We start from the raw sequence: 22,013 nt of genomic DNA, 5'->3' as shown, positions 1-22,013 counted from the left end.
TGGGATGAATCGTCGTGCGGGCGTGATGAATCGTCATCCCCACAGGTCATGCTTCAACACTGCCGCCGCAGACCCTAAGATGAGGCTGAATTTCCTGCCCGGTGGCTGCTATGAAGGTTCGACTCGGCTCCACGGACATTGGCCTCGCCCGTTACATCGGCCTGTGGACGCTGGTGGTCGTGGTCTTTGCGTTTCAGCGCCACCTTCAGGACAAGCTGACGGGCATGGGTTGGCACGCCGTCGATTATCTGCGCTGGTCGATGATCCAGTGGTACACGTGGGCGGCACTCGCACCCCTGGTTTTCCGCCTTGCAGCGCGCTATCCCCTCCAGTCTGGCGTCACGTTCCGGCAGCTGCGGGCACCGCTTGCTGCCGGCGTCGCAATAACCTTGCTTTCTATCTTCATCGGCGCGGTGGTGTCGACGATCTTCGAACCGTCGTCGCTTGCTGAACAACTTCGGCAGTTCATGGGCCAGCATTTTGCGACAGGCATGCTCACGTACGGTTCGCTCTTCGCCATTGCGCAGGCGCTTCAGTTCCATGCGGAGAAAACCCGCAGGGAGATAGAGGCCAGCCGCATGGCGACGGAGCTTGTGCAATCGCGATTGCAGGCGCTGAAATCGCAGCTTCAGCCGCATTTTCTCTTCAACACCCTGCATGCCATTGCCACGCTTCTGAAGGAGGATGCGCTGTCCGCAGAAGACATGCTGCTTCGCCTCAGCGACCTTCTGCGCGCGTTTCTGGAAGACTACGACGGCCAGGAGATTCCACTCAGGCGTGAGCTCGTGCTGCTGGATCTGTATCTGGGCATTCAGCAGATGCGCTTCAAGGATCGGCTGACAACGCGCATCTATATCGCGCCGGACGTGCTCGATTGCGCGGTGCCCAGCCTGATTCTTCAGCCCATCGTGGAGAATGCGATCCAGCATGGCATCAGCGAGCGGGTAGGGCCGGACTGCGTGGAAGTGGAGGCGCGCCGCGACGGCGACAGCCTGTGTATCGAGGTGCGCAACCGCAATAGTTCACTGGAAGGCGAAGGCTCCGGCCGCAGAGGCCATCGTGTGGGCCTGACCAACACGCGTCTTCGATTGCAGGAGCTGTACGGCGATCTGGGGCAGGTGCGCCTTGACGTCACCTGGCCCGAAGGCGTGGCTTGCCGCATCCGCCTGCCGTTGCGAAACATGAGCGAACTGGACGATTCACCGGAGATCGTCAACACATGACTATTCCTGTTCTCGTCGTGGACGACGAGCCCCTGGCACGGCGCGCGATTGTCCGCCTGCTGCGCGACCAGCCCGACATGGAACTGATCGGTGAGTGCGGCGACGGCCAGTCCGCTGTGGAAGCCATTCGCGCCCAGTCGCCGGCCCTCGTGTTTCTGGATATCCAGATGCCGGCCATGAACGGTATGGACGTCGTGGCGACCATTGGCGCAGCCAGGATGCCCGCGACTGTATTCGTTACAGCATTCGAGCAATATGCCGTTCGCGCCTTCGAGGCCAACGCCGTTGACTATCTGGTCAAACCGTTCAGTCAGAACCGTTTTGTCGAAACCCTGGCACGGGTCCGCAAGCGGCTCAGTGTCGCCAGCACCCCGTCACACGACATCGCCGCCATCCAGCAGGTGCTGGAATCGCTTCGCCGGCGCGAGGACTATGTGTCCCGCTTGCCTGTGCGCACGAACGAACAGATCACCTTTGTGGACGTGACCGACATCGTCTGGATCAAGGCCAACGGAAACAGCGTCGACATTCATACCGAAAAACAGGTGCACTCGCTGCGCGAGACCATGACCGCTCTGGGAGAGCGGCTGGACCCGAAGCGGTTTGCGCGCGTCCACCGCTCGGCCATCGTCAACATCGCTCGCGTGAAAACCATCCATCCGTGGTTCAACGGCTACCACGTCATCACCATGGACACCGGCCAGCAACTTCGCATGAGCCGCTATCAGCACGAAGCGCTCCTGAAGCTGGTATCGCCCCGGAGTGGCCCGGCGGCGTAGAGCGCGCTTCTCACAGGGCTAGTTGAATCGAATGGGAAGCCGCTCCAGACGGCGAAATGTCATGCTGTTACGCCAGGCAATCCCTCCAGGAACCAGCGAAAAGTCTTGACGAACAAGCGCGGAGATGGCGCTTTGAATTTCCATCTTTGCCAGGGACGCTCCCACGCAATAGTGGATGCCGTGCGCAAACGCGACGTGATGTTTCGCATTGCGGGTCACGTCAAGCCTGTCTGGGTCGGGAAAAGCTTCCGGGTCCCTGTTGGCCGCCGACACCACGAAAAATACGCTGTCGCCGCGCTGGATGCGCGCTCCGCGCATATCTACGTCCTCCAATGCCGTACGTACGATAAGCCGGAATGAACCTTCGTAACGAAGGAACTCATCCACGGCATTTTCTGCAAGCTCGGGGTGTTCGCGCAAAAGTTGCCATTGGTCCGGATGACGCAACAGTGCAAGAACACCGCTGCTTATAACGCTTGCCGTCGTCTCAAAAGCGGCTATGAACAAAAATATGCAATTGGCTACAAATTCATCCGTGGAAAGGGATGAGGTCTTATGGGCTTCGAGCAAAATTCCCAACACGTCATCCTGAGGCGGTTTCTGTCGCCGCTTGTCAATGTGGTCATGCATATATCGCATGAAATCCACGGCGGACTCGTCGCAATGCTGGGCCGTAAAGATGGATAGCGTAGGGTCAAGAGACAGAACCAGCTGCTCTCCCCATGCCTGGAGAATGAACGTATCCTGCGGTGGGATGCCCAGCAGTTCCGAGACGACACCCAGCGGCAACTTCAGCGCAAAGTCCCGCACAATATCCGGATCACGACGCAGGCGAAGATCCGCAACCAGGGCATCGACGCGCCGGTCTATGCCGTCCTTCATTCGGGACAGATTCGACGGCTCGAATGCCACGGAGAAGAATCGCCGCAATTTTTGATGTTTGGGTGGATCGTTAAGAACCATGAATTCATTCAGAAGCGAAATCAACGGCCGCTCCATCTGGCGAGTCCATGCACTCATCAGCGATCGCTTGGTGGCTGTATGTGCCAATTCCCAGCTATTGTGCTCCGCATCAGCGGCAAGTCGGCTGTCCGGGGAAAACCGCTTGTCGCGCAGGCCCGCAGAAACATCGTCATATCGGGTTACCCACCAGGCCAGCGTGGCATCGCGATAAAGCGGCGCATGCTTTCTGAGCTGATGAAGAATCGGATAAGGGTCATCCAGCATCATGGGGTGTAGCGGGTCAAAACGTATGCCATTACGTGAAACCGTGATCGGCCGACCGAACGGCTTAACCGGCTTTCCCGCAATCAGATGATCTAATGAAATGCCAAGTTGCGCCGGATGCTTCAGTTGTTCCTTCATCGCAGAAGCAAGCCTGGCAGCATGGGGGTGCAAGACGATGGAAAAATGATCGCCAGGGATCGGAATGACCTGAAGCGCCGGGCAAAGTCGTTGCCAGCCAAGCGAAGGCTCGCCGAAATGCGTGCGTAATTTTCGGGAAGGATGAAGTGACTCTTCGGGAAAGCCACCTTCCGCGCGAAGCAAGGTGACGCTCCCCCTATAAGGGCGCGGTCGATACTGCGTCATCGCCGCAAAGCCGCAGGTATAAACGTCCATGAGATGGGTTATCACGGATGACGGCGCATTGCCCGCCTCGTTACCCAGTGTCACAGATAACCAGTTGTGCTGGTCTGTCTCACTCATGGAGACGTATCGCTCCCGCGTACCGCTCTGGCTACTCTTCCCTGTTACTCGGCTGTATGTGTGACCGAGTTCATACATCGCCAGAGATCGCTCGGAAGGGGCGTTGTCGGGCGCTGGATCTGATACATCGTTCTCCACTGTGCTGGTGTCGATGAGAAACAGGTGCTCCACCTGCTCACCGTTCTCAGCAAGGTGCTGCGCCATGTCATAAGCGACCAGACCACCAAAGGAGTGGCCCATCAATACGTAGGGTCCGTGAGGCTGGATGGCCTTGATTTCGCCAAGATAGCGGCGCGCCATTTCTTCGACCGAGCCCAACGCCGGCTCTGCGCCATCAATGCCTACGGCCTGGAAAGCGACGAAGGGGCGCGTATCGCCCCATGCACTGACCAGATCCGCCAGATACGTCACGATGCCTCCGAGGCCGCCCACAAAAAACACAGGCCTGGGAATCGCTATGTCACGAAAGACGACGGCTTGCGTCAGTCCTGCACTTGCCAATGGCGACCGGTCTGGCCACGCACCGGGTGTTCCTGCTGGAACAGTGGGCTCGATGGCGATGTCCGTGGCCGCCTGATTCAGATCCATCAGTTCAAGCAACCGCTCCACCAGTACGCCGAGGGTAGGGGAGGTAAAAAATGTGCTGGTGGAAACCTTTATTCCCAGGTTGCGCTCGACATGCCCGATCAACTCCATCGCCCTGAGCGAATCAAGTCCTAGCTCATCGAGCTTGAAATCGGGTGTTAGCTCTCTTCCTGGCGTTGTATTTGTGATGTGAGCTATCTCCTTTTCAAGGTAGGCAATCAGCAGTTGCCGACGTTGCGAAGATGCCGCGCCACGTATTGCGTCAGCGGCAGGCGGGGTGGCAACGGAGGCGTCCCGCGAGGATCTTCGCGTTTCTGTCGCGACAACCGGCAGCGAGTCCTCGTACTGCTGAGTTAGCGCGGTATCGAGTGCCTTGCCAAGGTATCGTTTCTTACAAACCTGACGTGCCAGTTTTCCACTGGATGTTTTGTCAATGGTTTTTACTTCCAGAAGCACAACATCGTGTAGTGAAATCCCGTGCGTAGCGCTTACTGCGTTACGAATGGCGCTTACCACCGTGTCATGCGTTTCTTGCTGATCGCCTGAGAGATAGCGTGTATCCATTTCAGCCACGATCACAACGCATTCCGTATCATGTTGCTCAACACCAAAGGCAATCACGGCACCCTGACGCAGGCGCGGGTGACTTGATTCAACGGTCGCTTCGATATCCTGTGGATAATAATTGCGACCCCGCACAATGATGACGTCCTTCATTCTTCCTGTGACGTAAAGGTATCCGTCCTTTATAAAGCCAAGGTCGCCCGTGCGCAGCCAGTCTTCATCATTGCTCTTTGCCAGATGTGCCTTGAATGCATAAGTGCTTTCTTCCTCGCGCCGCCAATATCCTGGCGACACCTGGGGACCCCTGATCCATAGTTCCCCAATTTCGTCTTCGCTGCACAGTTCACAGGTGGCAGGGTTGACGATGCTCAACGAGACGGCCTTCATCGGTTTACCGCAGGCTATCAACGGTTGAGCATTGGTATGTTTTTGATCGACGAAAACGACGCGTTTTTGCGCAAGTGCCGCGGTATCGACAAAAGCGGTTTGCCACAGATCATCCGACGATCTGCAAGTGACCCCCACGACGGCTTCAGCAAGACCATACCCGGACATCAGGCATTCCCTGGACAGGCCGTATGGCTCATAGGCATGCAGAAAACGTTCGATAGTGGCGTATCGCAGAGGCTCGGCCCCTATAAGGCAGACCTTGAGGCAATGCAGATCCAGATCTCTACGGTTTCTGTCGTCAACCTTCTGAACACACAGATCGAGTGCAAAGTTGGGTGCGGCTGTGTCGGTGGCACGGTAACGATGGACTGACGAGAGCCACAAGGAAGGATCTTTCAAAAAAACGAGGGGCGACATCACAATGGAACGGGCACCTGCGGCGACGGGCAGCACTACGTTGCACATCAGTCCAAGATCGTGATACGCCGGCAGCCAGGATAAGATAATTCGATTTGCGTCCTGTTTGGCAGTACGCTGCATCATCTGCGCATTGATCATGATATTGCGGTGGCTGATAACCACGCCCTTCGGCGCAGACGTCGAGCCGGAGGTGTATTGGATAAGCGCAATATCTTCAGCTGACACCGAATAGTGCCCATGCATCCCAGAGTCGTCTTGCGCCAGGATGTCTTCCACAGCAAGCCACGTGAGGTTCGCAAGATCAGGAGCAACGGCAGGCAGTTGCTGGGCGAACGACAAAATCGTTGCACTGGTTAACACCAGCGCTGGTGATGAATCGGCAACGATGGTCTGCAAGCGTGGCAATGTCCGCTCAAGACGAGCAGGGTCCGGAGGGTAGGCCGGTACCGCCACCGTACCGGCGTACAGACATCCATAAAAAGCGTCGTTGAAATGAAGGCCCGGTTCAAATAACAGCAATATCCGCTGCCCTTTTTGGGCGTAGGTCTGGATGGCGGCAGCTATCGCACACGCTCGCCCATGCAGATCGGCATAATTTCGTTGCTCGGCCAGTTCACCGTGATCATCAAGAAAAGCGAACACTTCTTCCTGGTGCAGCTCTCTGGCGCGAGCATGCAGGCAATCAACCAGCGTGGCGTAATCGGAAGATGTAATGACTTCTGCGCGCTTATACGTGCTTTGCGCCGATGCATGACCCCTCTCGCGCTCGCTGGCCTGAGTGTTTTTTTGTGGAGGCGCATCCAGTTGTTCAACCAGAGCGATGTAGCGCTTTTTGGCAACGGCTTGGGGTGTCCCGGCTAACGCCAGCCACGCTTGCCATTTGGCCTTTCCGACCATGTCGAACGCACCGGGCTTCCCGGCCCGGTTGTCGCCCAGCGTTGCCTGCTTATATAACGCGTAAAGATTCAGCTTGTCGGCCTGGCTTGGTGTACGGGTCAGGGCCAGAGCTCTTTGCGCGGCATGACTGAACTGGATATCCGAATCATTCATGGCACCCTCCAGGCCACAACTTTCAGCAGCAAATAGCAGATGCGGCGACGCTCGACCATCGTCGGCATCGCTCACATGAAACCCGTCCATTCCCGGTTAAACCGCTTCCTGCGGCGTAGATCGCGCGGTGTTTCGTGGTATTTCACGCAACAATCTTGTCAATGTAAAAATAAACGTTGACAACGGCTTGCCGTCTGCCCAAGCTATCTGGACAACGTAAAGATTGCCTCGGGAGCCCCCTGGCGCTGCCCGCTATCTCCCTGTCAACGCCTCCGTGAGGGCTGAAAGATGATTCGCAACGTACTGATCTCTGGCGCCGGCGTGGCCGGCCTTGCGCTGGCTTACTGGCTGGATAAGGCCGGCATGTCCGTGACCGTGGTGGAGCTGGCTCCTGAGTTTCGCCGGGGCGGCCAGGCGATCGACGTGCGTGGCGTCGCGCTGGATGTGATCCGGTCGATGGGCCTGTACGACCAGGTGTACGCGTTGCGTACCCGGCTCAAGGGAATGTCTACTCTGGATGCCAACGGTGTCGAACTGGAGCGCACCGAGGAGCGCACGCACAGCGCTGGCCGTCTGGACAGCGACGATATCGAGATATTCCGCGACGATCTGTGCGAACTGCTGATCGGCGCATTGAGCGAGCGGGTGGAAATCCACTATGGGCAGAGCATCAGCGCACTGCGCGAAGAAGGCGACGAAGTCAGGGTCACTTTTGCCAGCGGTGAAGAGCAGTCATTTGACCTGGTGGCCGGCGCGGATGGCGTTTATTCACGGACGCGCAAGCTGTGGTTCGACCACGAGGCCGAGGTCATCAGGAGTCTCGGCGTGGTGCTGGCCATCTTCACGACACCGAACTTCATCGGCCTGAAAGACTGGCAGCTGATTCATCGTGAAGAAGGTTTGGGCTATGTGATCTATCCGAACCTTGACCAGACCGAATTGCGCATTTCGGTCGGCTTCGCACCGGGCGATGCACCGATGGCGCGGGGTGATGTGCAGGCCCAGAAGGAAATGATTGCGGCCCGTTGCGCCGGCCTCGGTGGCCACTTTCCCGAGTTCATCAAGGCGCTGCAAAACGGTTCACAGCTGTACTACAACGAACTGGCCCAGATTCGCGCGCCCACCTGGTCACGCGGACGCGTCGTGCTTGCCGGTGATGCGGCGCATTGCGCGTCGCCGTTCTCGGGGCAGGGCACGAGCCTGGCGCTGGTAGGCGCACTCGTGCTTGCCCGCGCACTGGTGCACAACAGCGACCAACTGCCGGATGCCATGGCCGAATACGAACAACGCATGCGCCCGTTTGTGCTGATGAACCAGGATATGGTCGACATGACCCGGCGGACGCACATCCCCGACGAGGTGCTCACCCGCTCGAAGAACGGCATCGACATCCGTGATCTTCTGGCCGAAGTGGCCTGAATCACGTCTTGAAAAGGTGCTCGCACAGGTAGTCGACGAATGCACGGATCTTCGGCACGGGATGGCGGCCCGAGGGCCACATGATGCGGTACAGCCCCGTGCTCGAACATTCCGGCAGCACCTGGACCAGCTTTCCCTCATCCAGCCAGCGCCTTGCGGCAAACTCCGGAAGGCAGGCGATGCCGACATCCGCCACGGCCAGTGTGATGCGCGCCTCGAAACTGTTGCACACCACCGAGGGCGGAAGGTGCACCACTTCGTCCTGACCCAGGGGCCACTCCTGCAGCTTGCCCGTGTTCGGAAAGCGGAACTGGATGCAGGAGTGGCTACTCAATTCCTGCACGCGCGTCGGCGCCGGATGCCGGGCAAAGTAGCCCGGTGAGCCGACCAGGATCATGCGGTACTCACCGAGGGTGCGCGCGGTCAGCCGCGAATCGGGTACGTCGCCGGCCCGGATGACCGCGTCGTAGCCTTCTTCGATAACGTCCACGCGGCGATCTTCAAAGTTGAGCTCAAGCTCGACCTCCGGGTACGCGGTCCTGAAAGCTGCGAGCACGGGCAGGAACGGATCGCCCACCAGCGGCATGCTGACCTTCAGGGTGCCTCGCGGCGAGCCCATGGTCTCGGAAAACGCCTCTTCTGCCGATTCAATTTCGTGGAGGATGCGCTCGCAACGTTCCAGAAAGTACGTGCCTTCCTCGGTCAGCGTGACGCTGCGCGTGCTCCGGTTGAACAGTCGCACGCCCAGTCGCTGCTCAAGCCGGGCAACAGCCTTGCCAACGGCGGAGGCGGAAACACCCAGTTGCCGGCTTGCCGCAACCATGCTGCGCGCCCGGGCCACCTGCACAAAGACATTAAGGTTGCTGATGGTGTCCAAGCGGCGTTCCCCGGTCGTGGGTTTCAAGCGGCGTTGCCCGCGGCACTCACCCGCAACGGGCCCGGGCCTGCGCCATAGAGTACGGCCTTTGCAGCGATGGCGGCGAGTGACAGGACGGCAAAAACAAGACCGCACCCGATCATGCCCGGCAAGCCGTTCGCCTCGATGAATACGCCGCCGATCCACGCACCCAGCGCAATACCGGCGTTGGCGAACGACACATACAGGCTGGTCGCAAAAGCATGCGCTTCCGGAGCGGCACGGGTCAGCCACATCTGCGTGATGATCATGCCGCTGGTGTGTATGCCGCCCCAGACGAACACGATGGCAGCCAGCACGGGGAAGGAGCAGCCATCCAGGACATACAGGGTTGCGTACACGGCGCTCAGCAGTACCGGAAAGGCGAGCACGGTCGCCACCGGGCGCAGGCTGAGCATGCGGCCGGCCAGCAGGTTGCCCAGCACGCCGCCCACGCCAAAGATCAGCAGCAACGCACTGATAGCGGCTGCGCCAAGGTCGCCGCTGCTCTTCAGAAGCTGGGCGGCGTAGCTGTACACCGCAAACTTCGTGGTGAACACCAGCACGGTGGCCGCGATGGCCAGCCAGACGGCTGGGCGGCGCAGGATATTGAGCTGATGGCCGAACGACAGCGGCCGCACGTTCGTCTGTGCCGGCAGGCGCAGCAGCAAGCCCAGGCCCGCCAGAACGGTGGCAAAGCCGCTCAGCAACATGGCTGCCTGATAGGACAGCACATCCGCCACCAGCGTGGTGAGCGGCACGCCGAAAACGAGGCCCAGCGTGGTGCCCACGAATGCCACCGTGGTCGCGTGCGCGGCGCGCTCGGCCGGATAAAGCGATACCGCCGCTGCAAAGGCCGCGGAGAAAAACACCGGATGTAGCATTGCCGGGAGTACGCGCAGTGCCATCAGCGACGTGTAGTTGGGTGCGAATGCGGAAAGCATGCTGCACAGGGTGAAGCAGAGCAACGACCCGGTCAGGATGCGGCGGCGCTCAATGCGCGAGGAAAGCAGCACCAGAAACGGCCCGGACAGGGCAACGATAAGCGCAAACACGCTCATCAGCAGGCCGGCCTGAGCCAGGGTCACGCCAAAGCGCTCGACGATCAGCGGCAGGATGCCGACGACACCCAGCTCCAGCGTGTACAGGCCGAAAAGCCCAAGAATGATGAAGGGCATGACGGTGAACGGCTTGATGGAATGATTCATGAGACGTCCGGATAAATGATGTGCACGGACGCGCTGGCGGTCGGAACCGCCAGCGTCCATGCAACAGGGGGAGAGTTTTTTGCGGTTGCGGCTTAGCTGCCGTGGCCACTCACGTCGATCACGATCTTGCCGACGGCGCCACGCACGAGATGGGCGAACGCGGCCGGTGCATCGTCAAATGCATAGACCTTGTCGATGACCGGCTTGATGGCGTGCAGTTCGACCATGCGCACCATGTCTTCCAGCGCCCGTCGCGGGCCAACCGCGACGGCAGTGAGCGTGGCGCGGCTGGCCAGCAGCGCCATGATCGGTGCACTGAGTTCTTCGGACTCAAGCAGGCCGATGATCGAGATGCGACCACCGGGCTTCACCGCGCGCAGCGTGCGCTGAAGATCGCCACCGGCAAGTTCCAGAATGTGGTCGGCGCCACGGTTGCCGGTGAGTGCTTTTACGGCCACGTCCCACTCCGGCTCAATCAGGCGATTGATGCCATGGCGTGCGCCCAGCGCCTTGGCGCGGTTGATCTTCTCGTCGCTGGTGCTGGTCACGATCACATTGGCGCCGTGTGCAGCAGCAATCTGCACCGCGAACAGGGCCACACCACCTGTGCCTTGCACGAGGACGGTTTCGCCTGCCTTCAGGCCGCCGGTTTCCACCAGCGCCATCCATGCAGTGAGCCCCGCGATGGGAAGCGTTGCGGCTTGGGCCGGGCTCAACGACGAAGGTGCAGGAACGCACCAGTCGGCCGGCGTGGCCACGTATTCGGCGAGCATGCCCGGAATGGGGCCACCCTGCGTCGGCATTTGCGCCCACGTGCCCGGCACGCCGTCGATCCAGTTGGTGATGTAGGTGGAGATGACCTTGTCACCCACGGCAAAGCGCGTGACGTCGTCACCCACTTCCACCACGGTGCCCGCCATGTCGGATGTCGGCACAAACGGGAACTGAAGCTTGGCCGTCATGCCGTGGTCCATCACTTCCTTGTCGCGGAAATTCAGCGACACGGCATCCACCTTGACCAGGATTTCGCCGCGCTTGGGCTGGGGGCGGGGAGCCGTTGCCAGGGCGAGGTTTTCCATGCCGTGCGCGGAGATTTCCCAGCATTTCATCGACGTGTTCATGAGCGGATACCAGGGAGAAAAAAGGGTGAGGCAATGATAGGAAGCGCCGTGCGGCGGATCGACTGGGGTGCGATTCCGTTACTTGCGGAGATGAAGTTCCGTAATCGACACCGACCAATGGCACGGTACACAGCGCCGCAAGCGGGCTACCGTGAGCGTCAAGGAGTCCGCACTGAACAGCGCAGACTTGAGGGGGGCCAGGGACAGACATGAACGTTTTCGCTGCATGGATCCGGCGTCCAGCCGGTGCATCATTGCTCGGAGCGGGGCTGCTTCTGGCAGGTCTGTGGGCATACCTGCAAATGGGCGTGGCGGCGCTCCCGGCAATGGATTTGCCTGCGATTGCCGTGGTCGCACAGATGCCGGGCGCCAACGCAGAGACCATGGCGAACCGCGTCATGGCACCGCTTGAACGGCATCTCGGGCGAATTCCCGGCATCAAGCAGATGAGTGGCGTTGCTGACGAGGGATCGGCACAGGTGCAGTTGTTGTTCGAGTTCGGAGTGAACACGGATGCGGCATCGCGCGATGTGCAGGCAGCGATCAATGCAGCCGCCGTCGACCTTCCGTCAGCCATGCCCTCACCGCCGGAGTCGTTCAAGTTCGACACGGCACAGATTCCGATCCTGCTTATCACACTGACCTCGGCGAGCGTTCCACCCGAACAGCTTTACGATCTGGCAGACACGCTGGCAAAGCCCGCCGTGGCGCAGGTGAGCGGTGTCGCCAATGTTGGCCTCTCCGGCGGATCGCCGCGCGCCGTGCGCATCGAGCTGGACAACATGGCCCTGGCGGCGAAGAAGCTGACGACCAACGACGTGAGCAACGCGCTGATCGCGGCCAATGTCACCACGGCGCTGGGTTCAGTCAGCACGGCACACACACAGATGACCGTGACGTCCGGCGATGGTCCGCACACGGCCTCCGAGTTCTCGCGGCTGCTGGTGTCCGTGCGCAACGGCGTTCCGGTGCGGCTGGGCGATGTCGCGGTCGTGACCAGCGGACAGGAAGATGCTTATCAGGGTGCCTGGTACAACGGCGAACGCACCATCGTCATGCAGGTGAGCAAGCGTCCTGAAGCCAATGCGGTTGCGACGGTGGAGGCCATTGTGAAGCGGCTTCCCGAAGTGCGCGGGCTACTTCCGGCGGACGTGCACATCAATCCCATCTTTGATCTGACCCAGACCACCCGAACAGGCCTGCACGAAGTGGAACTGGCGCTGGCCATCAGCGTCTTGATGGTTGCTCTGGTGATGTTCCTGTTTCTGCGGCGGATCGGACCCACGCTGATCGCCATGGCCAGCGTGCCACTGTCGCTGGCAGGTGCATTCGTGGCGATGTGGATGTTCGGCTACTCGTTGAATACGCTGTCGTTGATTGCTCTGGTGCTGGCTATCGGATTTGTGGTGGACGATGCCATCGTCGTGATCGAAAACATCGTGCGCCACCTGGAACTGGGTGTTGAACCGCTGGAAGCCGCCGTGACCGGAACACGCGAAATCGGCTTCACGGTCATCTCCATCACGCTTTCGCTCATTGCCGTGTTTGCTCCCATGGTCTTTGGCGACAACTTTTTCGTGTCGCTGGTCCACGAGTTCTCGGTCACCCTGGTGGCGGCCATCGTCGTCAGTGCCGTGGTGTCGCTGACCATCACGCCAGCGCTGTGCGGCCGCTACCTGACGCACGCGCCGGATGACCCGCCATCACGCCTTTCTCGCGTTCTGGCTCACTGGGATGAGTGCATGCTGCATCACTACGAGCGCATGCTGACCTGGGCCATGCGGCATCGCCGGTTGATGCGCTGGCAGCCCGCAATCCTGCTGCTGATGACCGGCGGTCTCGCTGCGGCGGTGGCGATGACGGCAGGTGGTGGCCTTATGCCCGACGAAGACCTTGGCATGTTGCAGGCAACGATCCGCGCCGATACGAACGTGTCACCGGGGCGGCTGGCCGAGCGCACACGGGAGGTGGCGGCGATGGCGCTGGCCGATCCGGCTGTGGCGGATGTCACGGCCATTCTTGGCGGTAGCCAGACTTCGGGCGGGGCTGTGGGCAATACGAGCACGCTTTATGTTGACCTCAAGCCCATCGCGAGGCGTGCGAAGAGCGTGCAGGAAGTGATTGATGGACTTGCTGCGACGTACAAGGTGTTTGCGGATGTGACGGTGACCATGTCGCCTGTTCAGTTCTTTGGCGGCGGCGGGGATACGCGCTCCGGCGGCGCGCAGTATCAGCTGCAACTGACCAGTTCGTCCGGGGGCAGCTTGCAGGACACGACGCTGCAATTGGCGAAGAAGATGGGGCAGCTTTCGCAGGTGCGCGACATCCACACCAGCTTCGATGGCATCGGCATGCAACAGAAGGTGACCGTTGATCGCGATGCGGCCGCTCGCCTGGGTGTCAGCATGGCGCAGGTTGATGACGCGCTGTACAACGCATTCGGACAGCGCCCCGTATCGACCATTTACTCGGACATCAATCCGTATCGCGTGATCCTGACGGCGTCGGGTGCCAACTCGTTACAACCCGGCGCGCTGATGAATACCTATGTGGCGGGGCAGCGCGGCAACATGCTGCCACTATCGGCTTTCGCGACCATCGCGCCCACGATCACGCCGGCGGTCATCATGCATTACAACCAGCTGCAATCCTCGTCGATCAGTTACAACCTGGCCTCGGGCGTCAGCCAGGTGGACGGCATCCGCATCGTCGACCATCTGGTGGACAACACGCGGCTGCCACCCGGTGTTCAGAAGGAGTATGCGGGGACCAATCAGAAGCTCATCGATGCACTGGTGGGAGTCAGCGTCATGATCGTCTCGGTGATCCTCATCATGTACGTGCTTCTGGGCATGCTTTATGAAAGCCTGATCCATCCGCTGACCATTCTCTCCACGCTGCCGGCCGCCGGCATGGGTGCCTACCTGGCCATGCTGGTGACGCAGACGCCCCTGACTATGATGTCCATCATTGCCGTGCTGATGCTCATCGGCATTGTGAAGAAGAACGCGATCATGATGGTCGACTTCGCGCTGGTCGCCGAACGCGAGCGCGGCTATTCATCCATCCAGGCCATTGTGGAAGCGGCCCGCGTGCGCTTCCGTCCCATCACGATGACGACGCTGGCTGCCATGGGCGCCGCTTTACCTCTGGCAATCGGCTTTGGCGTGGGATCGGAAATGCGTCGCCCGCTGGGCATCGCCATCCTCGGCGGCCTGCTCGTGTCGCAGTTGCTGACGTTGCTCAGCACGCCGGCGATTTATCTGTGGTCTCACGACAGAGCCGAGGCCAGGGCGCGCCGCCGCCTGCGGAAGTTGGGTGCCGTTGCGACGGCTTGAGGCCGCCCGCGACGTTACGGGAAAAATCAATCTCCGCTCGTTACGCCGTGTCGCCCTGAATCGTGCGCGCGGGCGCACAACACCACGCCGGCCAGCATGCACACGATAGCCAGTCCTTCGATCAAGGTTGGCCAGCGCAATTGCCAGACGAAGGTGTAGATCAGCGCAAAGATCGTTTCAAAGACGATCATCTGTCCGGCAAGCGACATCGGCAGCAGACGGCTGGTCTTGTTCCAGAAGGCATTGCCCAGAATGGACGCCATGATGGCCAGGCCGGCAGATACGGCGGCGAACGCCATCCATCGCCCCGCTGGATGCGTCTGGGTCGATGCCATGTAGGAGACAGGCACGAGCACCAGCGACACCAGTCCGGTCATCACGCCGATAAGCAGCGACCATTCGTATCCGCTGATATCAGGGCGACGCGCCAGCCAGCGACTGTTGCGGATGGAATACGCCGACCACGACAGCAGGGCACCAAAGGCGCAAAGCAGCCCCAGCAACCGCATCGTCCACGTGGTGCTGACCTGTTCGCTGGCGAGCGCCTGCCAGCCCACGAGCGTCACGCCCGAAATACTCAGTGCAAGGGCAGGGAGCAGATGGCGCAATGGAATGGATGCCGGATCGCGCAGCGCAACAAGCGTCACGACCACGGGCACCAACCCCACGATCAGCGAGCTGGCCGCGCCTCCCGCTGTCTGCACGGCAAAGGCCAGCAGCACGAAATAAACGAGGTTGCCCGTGAGGCTCAGCTCGAACAGTCCACTCCACTCACGCCTGCCCAGCCGGGGCCGCAACGACTTCCAGCGGGAAGCAAGCATGATGGCCGACAGCACGCCATACGCCAGATAGCGTCCCACGGAGAGTTCAAGCGGTGAAAAGTCGGGCAGGACCGCAGGCGCCAGAAAGATGATGCCCCACAGCGCACCGGCGGCCGCGGCGTTGGCCACACCCCACAGAATCGAAGTTCGCATGATCACTTACGAAAAGAAGACTTGCCGCCAGCATAAGGAGCAGCCGGGACGCCGGTCTTGACCCAGCCTACTGGTTGAGCCGGCGCCATGCCGCTGGCGACACGCCGTGTTCACGGCGGAACGCGCGGGTCAGCGCGCTTTGCTCCGAATAACCGAGCGAGTGCGCAATATCGACCAGCGGCCTCTGCGTGGTTTGCATGGCGTGCCTCGCGTGACGCAGTCGGGTGGCCGAAAGCCAGGCCTGCGGCGAGCAATCAAAATACGCGCGGAACAGGGCGTGCGTTCGACTGATGCTCGCGCCCAGCGCATGCGCCATCCTCTCCACAGGCCACGGCGCGCCGGGGTCGGCATTGATGGACGCGCACAGCGCATGCAGCCGGGCGTGTTTTGCTTCCGGAGCGAAGTGCGCGAGCAGCATCGGCCAGAGGGCGGCAGCATCGTGCGTCGAGCGGACGGCGTTCACCTGTCTACGGATCTGTGCAGGCAGCGCCAGCCAGCGCTGTCTGCACAATGCTTCGTGGGTCTGGTCATCCATCAGGCCAGCCGGGCAGTCGATGATCAGCCATTGATTGTCTGCAAGCGCCAGCTGATCGTGCCGTTCGTCTGCTGCGACAAAAGCGCCATGCGTGCCGCCAAGACGCCCGACTGTGCCGGACAGCTCGAACTCAAGCTCGCCGCAGATCGGCAACACCCATTGCGCGTGATCGTGACGGTCCAGTCCTGTAGACGGACCATACGTGCGCAGATGAAATGCCGGGACATGCATGGGCGTTATTGTGCCGGTGAGTGCGCGCTGACGACAGTACGCATGAATCCTCAGGCGCCGTCGGGCGGGGCGATCCGGCGCTTGTCGGCGGCGGACAGCACGGCTTCCAGCAGGTTTTCCGGCGTGGTGCCTTCCGGCGCGATGCCAAGCACGGGTGTCAGCCGTCCATCCAGAAGCAGCAGGGTGTAGCCGTGAATCAGAGACCAGCCGCTCAGCATGGCGCCAAGCTGTTCAAGGCTCGGCTGCATGACGGGGGCCTGATGCACATCGGCCAGGACGCTCAGTGCTTTCACGCGCGCCTCCCTGAAAATCGGGTTGCTGCCATCCAGGCGGTCGGAGCGGAACATCAGCTGGAACAAGGCCGGGTTTTCCTGCGCAAAGGCCATATAGGCCCGCGCGCCGTCCCAGCGTTTGCTGTCTGCTGCGGCCCTGGCAGTGCGCAGCTGGTCTCCAAATCGCTGGAAGCCGCTGGCAGCAAGCTCGGTCAGCAGGCCCGTGAGGTCGCCAAAGTGATGGGACGGGGCGGCGTGCGAGACGCCCGCTTCGCGTGCCGCCGCCCGCAGCGTGAGCGCGTTCAGGCCGTCGCGTCGCAGGATGGCCTCGGCGGCGGCGATCAGCGCTTCCTTCAGGGCGCCATGGTGGTACGGGGTGGTCTTCATGAATTCATCTTACCACCGTAAAAATACCTATTGACAGGGACCTGTGGTCGGCCCAATGTATCTTTACAGCGTAAAGATATAGGCGAACATCGACGCAGGGTCGTTTTCAGCCGGAACTCATAACGACCATCCTGTCCGGCTGCCTGCATGCCGGGGGAGTAACGACATGCTCAGTGTTCCTGCGCCGGCCCGGCCGGTGCCTGTGGCCTCCACCCATCCCGGATGGGCGGAGGCCGCCGACCTCACGATGCTTCGGACGCGCCTCACCGCGACAGTGTCCATGCGGCGCGCGGGCGACCTTGGCGCCCCGGTTCTCACCCCCAGCGATGCGGTGGTGCTGCGCTTTCCATTTGGACGGTGCCGCATCGCACTGAAAGCAGACACGGACTGGAGGCATTGCGGCGAGGCCGCCGCCGGATTCGTCTTCGCCAGTGCGCCCAACGATGTGGTTCGCACCGAATGGGTCAACGACGGCGAAGAGCTGATTCTCACGGTGCCCACAAGTTACTGGCAGGGGCGCATCAGCGACCGCATGCTTGCCATCCTCTCGCGCAAGAAGCCGTGCAGGCATGGCGATGCGATGCTTCAGCAACTGGTGAAACTGCTGATGCAGTCGGCGCACGAAGACATTCAAAGTGCGTTTGCCAGACCGCTGGTTCAGGCGATTGTGGAGCGGCTGATCGTTGCCGGTGCAGACGACCGCATCCGCAGGGCACCGGCCCGGCATCCTCAGGCTCTGGCCTCTTACCGGATGGCGCACGTGATCCGCTATGTGCGCGAGCATCTGGCTGAACCAGTCACGCTGGAAAACATGGCGCACGCCGCAGGCATCTCGCCGATGCATTTCGCCGCGCAGTTTCGCGCTGCCACCGGCAAGCGTCCGCATCATTACCTGCTGGAAGAGCGGGTGGCGCGGGCAATGGAATTGATGCGCCATACGTCGTGGACGCTTTGCCAGATTGCCCTGGCGACAGGATTCGGCACGCAGGCGCACTTCTGCACCGTGTTCAAACGCTACGCGGGCATGACGCCGCGCGAGTGGCGCATAAGTGTTGCGGTACACGTGGCCTGACACGCCCAACGACTTCTATATCTGATACGCAGAGTCCTCCCATGAAAATTCTTCTCGCTTTCCTTCCTTTCATCGTCTTCGCCATAGCCAGTACGCTTGGCTATTCCACACTTGGCCTGATCGGCGGCTCGCTGACGGCGGCATGCTTCCTGATTCGCGATCTGTCCGGAGCCAGCCATCGACTGAAACTGCTGGATGCAGGCACGTTCGTGCTGTTCGGTGCGCTGGCCATCATTGTCTGGATATCCGGCGCCACAATGTCCATTGCGATGGTGCGCACCTGCGTGGACAGCGGCTTGTTGCTGCTGATACTCATCACCATCGCGATGGGAAGGCCCTTCACCATCGACTATGCGAAAGAACAGGTCGCGCCCGAGCTTTGGTCGTCACCACGGTTCCTGCGCACTAACCGAATCATTTCGCTGGCCTGGGCTGCCGCGTTTGCCGCAATCATCGCTGCGGACGTGGCGATGCTCCATAACCTGGTGCCCACACGCACGATAGCCTTCATCATCATCGGCTCGCTCTACGGTGCCTACCGCTTCACGTTGTGGTATCCGCGCAGCTTGCGCAATGCGGCCGACCCGAACTGATTTTTTGCAGACAAAGCCCGGTTGCTGGACACCGCGCCGGACAGCGAGTGGCACGCGCAGTACGTGCAGATGACGAAAGCCCGCGTTCGAGCAGGCGCTTGCGGCATATGAAAGGGACAAGTCGCCGGGCCATCTGACGGCGCTGGTTGTGGCCTCTGCCGAATGGAGCCTCACCCCGTCCGCAAGCATGGTGGTTCCGCACAGACGAAAACACCCGGCCAGAGGACTCTGGGTCGGGTGTTTTCGTGTGGAATGCATTTCAAAAACGCACGGTGTCAGGGCGTACCCGGGGCTTGAGCCCGCCCGGCCAACAGGCGACATCAGGGGGTGGCCATCTGTCCGAAGAGAATGCGTGAGCTGGTTTCCGCTGCGCTTAAACCGTTTGGGTCAATAACCCAGACTGCATGGAGCTCAAGGCATCCCGCCGCCCCATCTCGAATGCGCGTGTCACATCTGTTTTAGCCGTGCAGTCCCACGTCGAAACGGGCACCTTCGCGCTCGGCTGCAAGTACGTTCTGTCGTCCAAGGTGAATAACGTTGGCAAACCCGGATAATGGCGCGTCAATAGCACTAACGTTCTGCGACGCTGCTCAAGCGTTTGCTCTTCCACGGGCACGTTGTCTACGAAACCACCGTCTAAGGCGAAATCTCCATTGACCCGCCGCGCCGGCATGATTGGCGGTGCCGTAGCAGACGCCACTAGCAACGTCTGGGCAGCGTCCATTGATGTGTCAGCGCAAATCGTGAGGAAATCCTGACGGAGCCCCAGCCGCTTGGGCAGCTTTGGGTGCAGGCTCTTGGAGCAGTACTTTTCGACAAGGTATGCGAGCGTTCCCGCGAGGACGCTGCCACCGACGCCAAGCAGTTTTGTTGGCCGTGTCACCGCAACCGTAAGGGTTGTCGTGGATGCGCGGAACCTGGAGAACGATTCAGCGTTGAGGAAAGACGCAATCCACGCGGGATAGATCGTCGTGTGCGCAAATCGTAGTTCGGGCCGCCGAGAAAAGTCGAAGATGCTCGGGTTGGCGGCATATGCCGCAATGCATGTGTCCAGCGCATGTTGCGCGCCATGCGTCAAAAGCGATGCGGCTACCGCCGCGCCACCACTGGTTCCGACGAATCTTTGCGGGCGTTCGAAGCCCGAGTCGAACAGCTGGGTTAGAAGTCCCGCCTGCCACCAGCAACGATTGCCGCCGCCAGCAAAGACCAAGGTCTCCACCTGGTCGAATTTGTAGTTGGCCATCCGCGCCATAGCAGACATCGTGTCCATCCGATCGATCTGTAATCCCTACGACTGTACGCGCATGCTTTTGCATACGCTACTGTATGGCGCGCAGCATTGTGTGACGCGTTGTGCATGAAGGTGCCTGGAACCTATCTCAGAATTGCCTTAGCAGCAGAATAGCCGCAGAAACCTGCACAAAACCGAGGAAATTCTCAGGTTGAAACTCCCAGCGGTTCAGCAATCGGAGCTTGTGCTTGATCCATGCGAAGAACCGCTCCACGATCCAGCGTTGTTTGTATCGGCGAAGCTACCGGCCGTCTTGTGCCTTGGGCTTCTTCCGGTTCTTGCGATGCGGCGACATCAACTTGATGACCTTGCCGCGTAGACCGTCATCCAGATCCTCGCTATCGTAGGCACGGTCGCCGATCAGGACATCCGGTCGGGAGTTCGCCGGGAAGGTGACAGCGTCGCGTTGATCGTGCGAAGCACGGTCGTTCCGCACAACGACAACACCCGGCCAGAGGACTCTGGGCCGGGTGTTGTCGTCTGGGGCGTTGTTCAGCGCTCGTGCTCGTTGGCAACGTCGGCCGCCAGGCGAAGTTCTTCGTTGGCTTCGTTGAGCAATTCCTTCGCGCGGGCCGCGTGGCCGCCGAGCCGCGAATCGTTGTCGTACTGCGCCGTGCTGATCAGCTGCCATGCCTGCACGATGTGCTGCTGCGCATCGCGCAGATTGCCGTGGCGCGAACCGATGTCGACGCGCGGCGGCTGCTGGGCCATGGTGGCGCAGCCGAAGGTGCTGGTGGCCACGAGGATGATGCCAGTGAACAGTGTTTTCTTCATGGTGATGTGCCTTGTTGAGAGGTGGAAAGGGTGGGGCAGGTGTCGGGTGGCTTCTGGTTGTTGAAGCGGTCGGTCATCCATTGCACCGCTTGCAGCGCGCTGTAGCTGGCCGCCAAGCCGTGACCCACGCCCGGGAGATCCACGTACTGAACGGGGCTGCCTGCGTCACATAGCTTCAGCGCATAAGCGCGCGTCACGCGCGGAAGCACCAGCCGGTCGGCGGTGCCTTGCGCGATGAATACGGGGATGGCGGAGGGGAGGGCCCCTGCGATGTTGGCTTCCAGCAGCGACTTCCACGGCTCGATGGTCGTGATGTCCGGGGCGCTGAGGAACTGTGTTTGCAGAGGGCGCTGGGAGTAGTGCCGTTCGACCATGTCGATGGGCGACTCGATGCACTCGTTGGATAGCGCGTCGACCGCAGGCCGGGCTGACGTCGCCACCAGGCGATCCATCGGCGCGCCGTAAACGCGCTGCCAGGACCAGAGCGTCATGGCGGTTACATTGCGACCCCCATCGGTGTCGGCATCGTCGCGCAGCAGCGCTTTCAGATCGGTCGCCGGAGCTGCAACGGCCACACCCAGCAAGTGCAGTTCAGGTGCATAGGACGAAGCAAGCATGCCGGTGAACAGCGCCGCCTGGCCACCTTGCGAGTGTCCCCACACGGTAAAGCGGTCACCGGCCCCCGCATCCGGAATCTGCCTTGCCGCACGCACCGCATCGAGCACGGCGCGTGCCTCGCTGGCTCCCACCAGGTATGGATGCGGCCCCTGCGTCCCCAGGCCCGCATAATCCGTGGCGGCCACGATATAGCCATGCCGGACCATGGTGCGCAGCCCCATCATGGACTGGAAGACGAAGCGCGCTTCGGAGGGGGCGCAGCGTGAGATCACGCCCGTGGTGGGATGCGCCCAGGCCACGATGGGACGCCCGCCTGCCGGTGCGGTATCTGGCGGTATCACTACAACGCCGGAGACGGCAATGGGCTCACCATGTATGCCCGTGGACCGGTACAGCACCCGGTATGCCGTGGCACCCAGTGGAGCACCAGTCAGGTACTCATAGCGGATCAGTGTGCCTGGCACGCCCGACAGGTTGATGGTTTGGCCAGAGTAAAAGGAGTCGGCGGCCCGGACGTTGTTGCCGTATGCCCCCCAGCCGGCAACACAGAGAACGGAGGCGGTGAGG

At 60.9% G+C, this 22,013-nt stretch carries 17 protein-coding genes; 6 read left to right on the top strand and 11 right to left on the bottom strand.

Annotated elements, in window-relative coordinates:
- The first annotated feature begins 110 nt into the window (after window positions 1–110).
- Entirely contained in the window at window positions 111–1,223 is a 1,113-nt protein-coding gene (locus FHW69_RS14130) for a histidine kinase (protein ID WP_183423727.1), read from the top strand.
- Complete coding sequence (locus FHW69_RS14125; protein ID WP_183423726.1) at window positions 1,220–2,002, top strand: LytTR family DNA-binding domain-containing protein; 783 nt, start codon at window positions 1,220–1,222, stop codon at window positions 2,000–2,002. Before FHW69_RS14130 ends, FHW69_RS14125 begins: the two co-directional genes overlap by 4 nt.
- 18 nt (window positions 2,003–2,020) lie before the next feature.
- On the opposite strand, the gene FHW69_RS14120 is transcribed toward FHW69_RS14125, so the two are convergent.
- Complete coding sequence (locus FHW69_RS14120; RefSeq protein ID WP_183423725.1) at window positions 2,021–6,793, bottom strand: acyl-CoA-binding protein; 4,773 nt, start codon at window positions 6,791–6,793, stop codon at window positions 2,021–2,023.
- Between the two features lie 213 nt (window positions 6,794–7,006).
- On the opposite strand from FHW69_RS14120, the gene FHW69_RS14115 reads away from it, so the two are divergent.
- On the top strand, window positions 7,007–8,137 hold the full coding sequence (locus FHW69_RS14115) for an FAD-dependent monooxygenase (RefSeq protein WP_183423724.1): 1,131 nt from the start codon (window positions 7,007–7,009) through the stop codon (window positions 8,135–8,137).
- Between the two features lies 1 nt (window position 8,138).
- Here the strand turns inward: FHW69_RS14115 and FHW69_RS14110 are convergent, their stop codons facing one another.
- The 3 genes from FHW69_RS14110 to FHW69_RS14100 form a co-directional block, all read right to left on the bottom strand.
- The gene (locus tag FHW69_RS14110) at window positions 8,139–9,014 is read right to left on the bottom strand and encodes a LysR family transcriptional regulator (protein ID WP_183423723.1); all 876 of its coding nucleotides are present in this window, start codon (window positions 9,012–9,014) and stop codon (window positions 8,139–8,141) included.
- 23 nt (window positions 9,015–9,037) lie between these two features.
- Window positions 9,038–10,240 (bottom strand): MFS transporter, encoded by a 1,203-nt coding sequence (locus FHW69_RS14105; RefSeq protein WP_183423722.1) that lies wholly within the window; start codon window positions 10,238–10,240, stop codon window positions 9,038–9,040.
- 92 nt (window positions 10,241–10,332) lie between these two features.
- Window positions 10,333–11,361 (bottom strand): NAD(P)-dependent alcohol dehydrogenase, encoded by a 1,029-nt coding sequence (locus FHW69_RS14100; protein WP_183423721.1) that lies wholly within the window; start codon window positions 11,359–11,361, stop codon window positions 10,333–10,335.
- Window positions 11,362–11,570: 209 nt separating this feature from the next.
- Between FHW69_RS14100 and FHW69_RS14095 the strand changes: the two genes are divergently transcribed.
- The gene (locus FHW69_RS14095) at window positions 11,571–14,699 is read left to right on the top strand and encodes an efflux RND transporter permease subunit (RefSeq protein ID WP_183423720.1); all 3,129 of its coding nucleotides are present in this window, start codon (window positions 11,571–11,573) and stop codon (window positions 14,697–14,699) included.
- Between the two features lie 26 nt (window positions 14,700–14,725).
- Here the strand turns inward: FHW69_RS14095 and FHW69_RS14090 are convergent, their stop codons facing one another.
- The 3 genes from FHW69_RS14090 to FHW69_RS14080 form a co-directional block, all read right to left on the bottom strand.
- The gene (locus FHW69_RS14090) at window positions 14,726–15,673 is read right to left on the bottom strand and encodes a DMT family transporter (RefSeq protein WP_183423719.1); all 948 of its coding nucleotides are present in this window, start codon (window positions 15,671–15,673) and stop codon (window positions 14,726–14,728) included.
- A gap of 67 nt (window positions 15,674–15,740) precedes the next feature.
- Window positions 15,741–16,439, bottom strand: coding sequence for an AraC family transcriptional regulator (locus FHW69_RS14085; protein WP_183423718.1), 699 nt, complete (start codon window positions 16,437–16,439; stop codon window positions 15,741–15,743).
- Window positions 16,440–16,489: 50 nt separating this feature from the next.
- Complete coding sequence (locus FHW69_RS14080; protein WP_183423717.1) at window positions 16,490–17,098, bottom strand: TetR/AcrR family transcriptional regulator; 609 nt, start codon at window positions 17,096–17,098, stop codon at window positions 16,490–16,492.
- 166 nt (window positions 17,099–17,264) lie between these two features.
- Here FHW69_RS14080 and FHW69_RS14075 point away from each other — a divergent pair, with 166 nt between their 5' ends.
- Together FHW69_RS14075 and FHW69_RS14070 are read left to right on the top strand one after the other, a co-directional pair.
- Window positions 17,265–18,170, top strand: a complete 906-nt coding sequence (locus FHW69_RS14075) for an AraC family transcriptional regulator (protein ID WP_183423716.1) — start codon at window positions 17,265–17,267, stop codon at window positions 18,168–18,170.
- A 41-nt stretch (window positions 18,171–18,211) separates the two neighbouring features.
- Window positions 18,212–18,763 (top strand): hypothetical protein, encoded by a 552-nt coding sequence (locus FHW69_RS14070; protein ID WP_183423715.1) that lies wholly within the window; start codon window positions 18,212–18,214, stop codon window positions 18,761–18,763.
- Between the two features lie 373 nt (window positions 18,764–19,136).
- Here the strand turns inward: FHW69_RS14070 and FHW69_RS14065 are convergent, their stop codons facing one another.
- The 4 genes from FHW69_RS14065 to FHW69_RS14045 form a co-directional block, all read right to left on the bottom strand.
- Window positions 19,137–20,033: a patatin-like phospholipase family protein gene (locus FHW69_RS14065; protein ID WP_221195552.1), complete on the bottom strand. Its 897-nt coding sequence runs from the start codon at window positions 20,031–20,033 to the stop codon at window positions 19,137–19,139.
- A gap of 262 nt (window positions 20,034–20,295) precedes the next feature.
- Complete coding sequence (locus FHW69_RS14055; RefSeq protein ID WP_183423713.1) at window positions 20,296–20,490, bottom strand: hypothetical protein; 195 nt, start codon at window positions 20,488–20,490, stop codon at window positions 20,296–20,298.
- A gap of 56 nt (window positions 20,491–20,546) precedes the next feature.
- Window positions 20,547–20,828: a hypothetical protein gene (locus FHW69_RS14050; RefSeq protein WP_183423712.1), complete on the bottom strand. Its 282-nt coding sequence runs from the start codon at window positions 20,826–20,828 to the stop codon at window positions 20,547–20,549.
- The gene (locus FHW69_RS14045) at window positions 20,825–21,910 is read right to left on the bottom strand and encodes an alpha/beta fold hydrolase (protein ID WP_221195551.1); all 1,086 of its coding nucleotides are present in this window, start codon (window positions 21,908–21,910) and stop codon (window positions 20,825–20,827) included. Before FHW69_RS14045 ends, FHW69_RS14050 begins: the two co-directional genes overlap by 4 nt.
- Window positions 21,911–22,013: the final 103 nt, after the last annotated feature.

This window comes from Luteibacter sp. Sphag1AF (assembly GCF_014192715.1).
Lineage (GTDB): Bacteria > Pseudomonadota > Gammaproteobacteria > Xanthomonadales > Rhodanobacteraceae > Luteibacter.
Note: the sequence above shows the minus strand (reverse complement) of the source record. Positions and strands in the feature narration are given on the sequence as shown.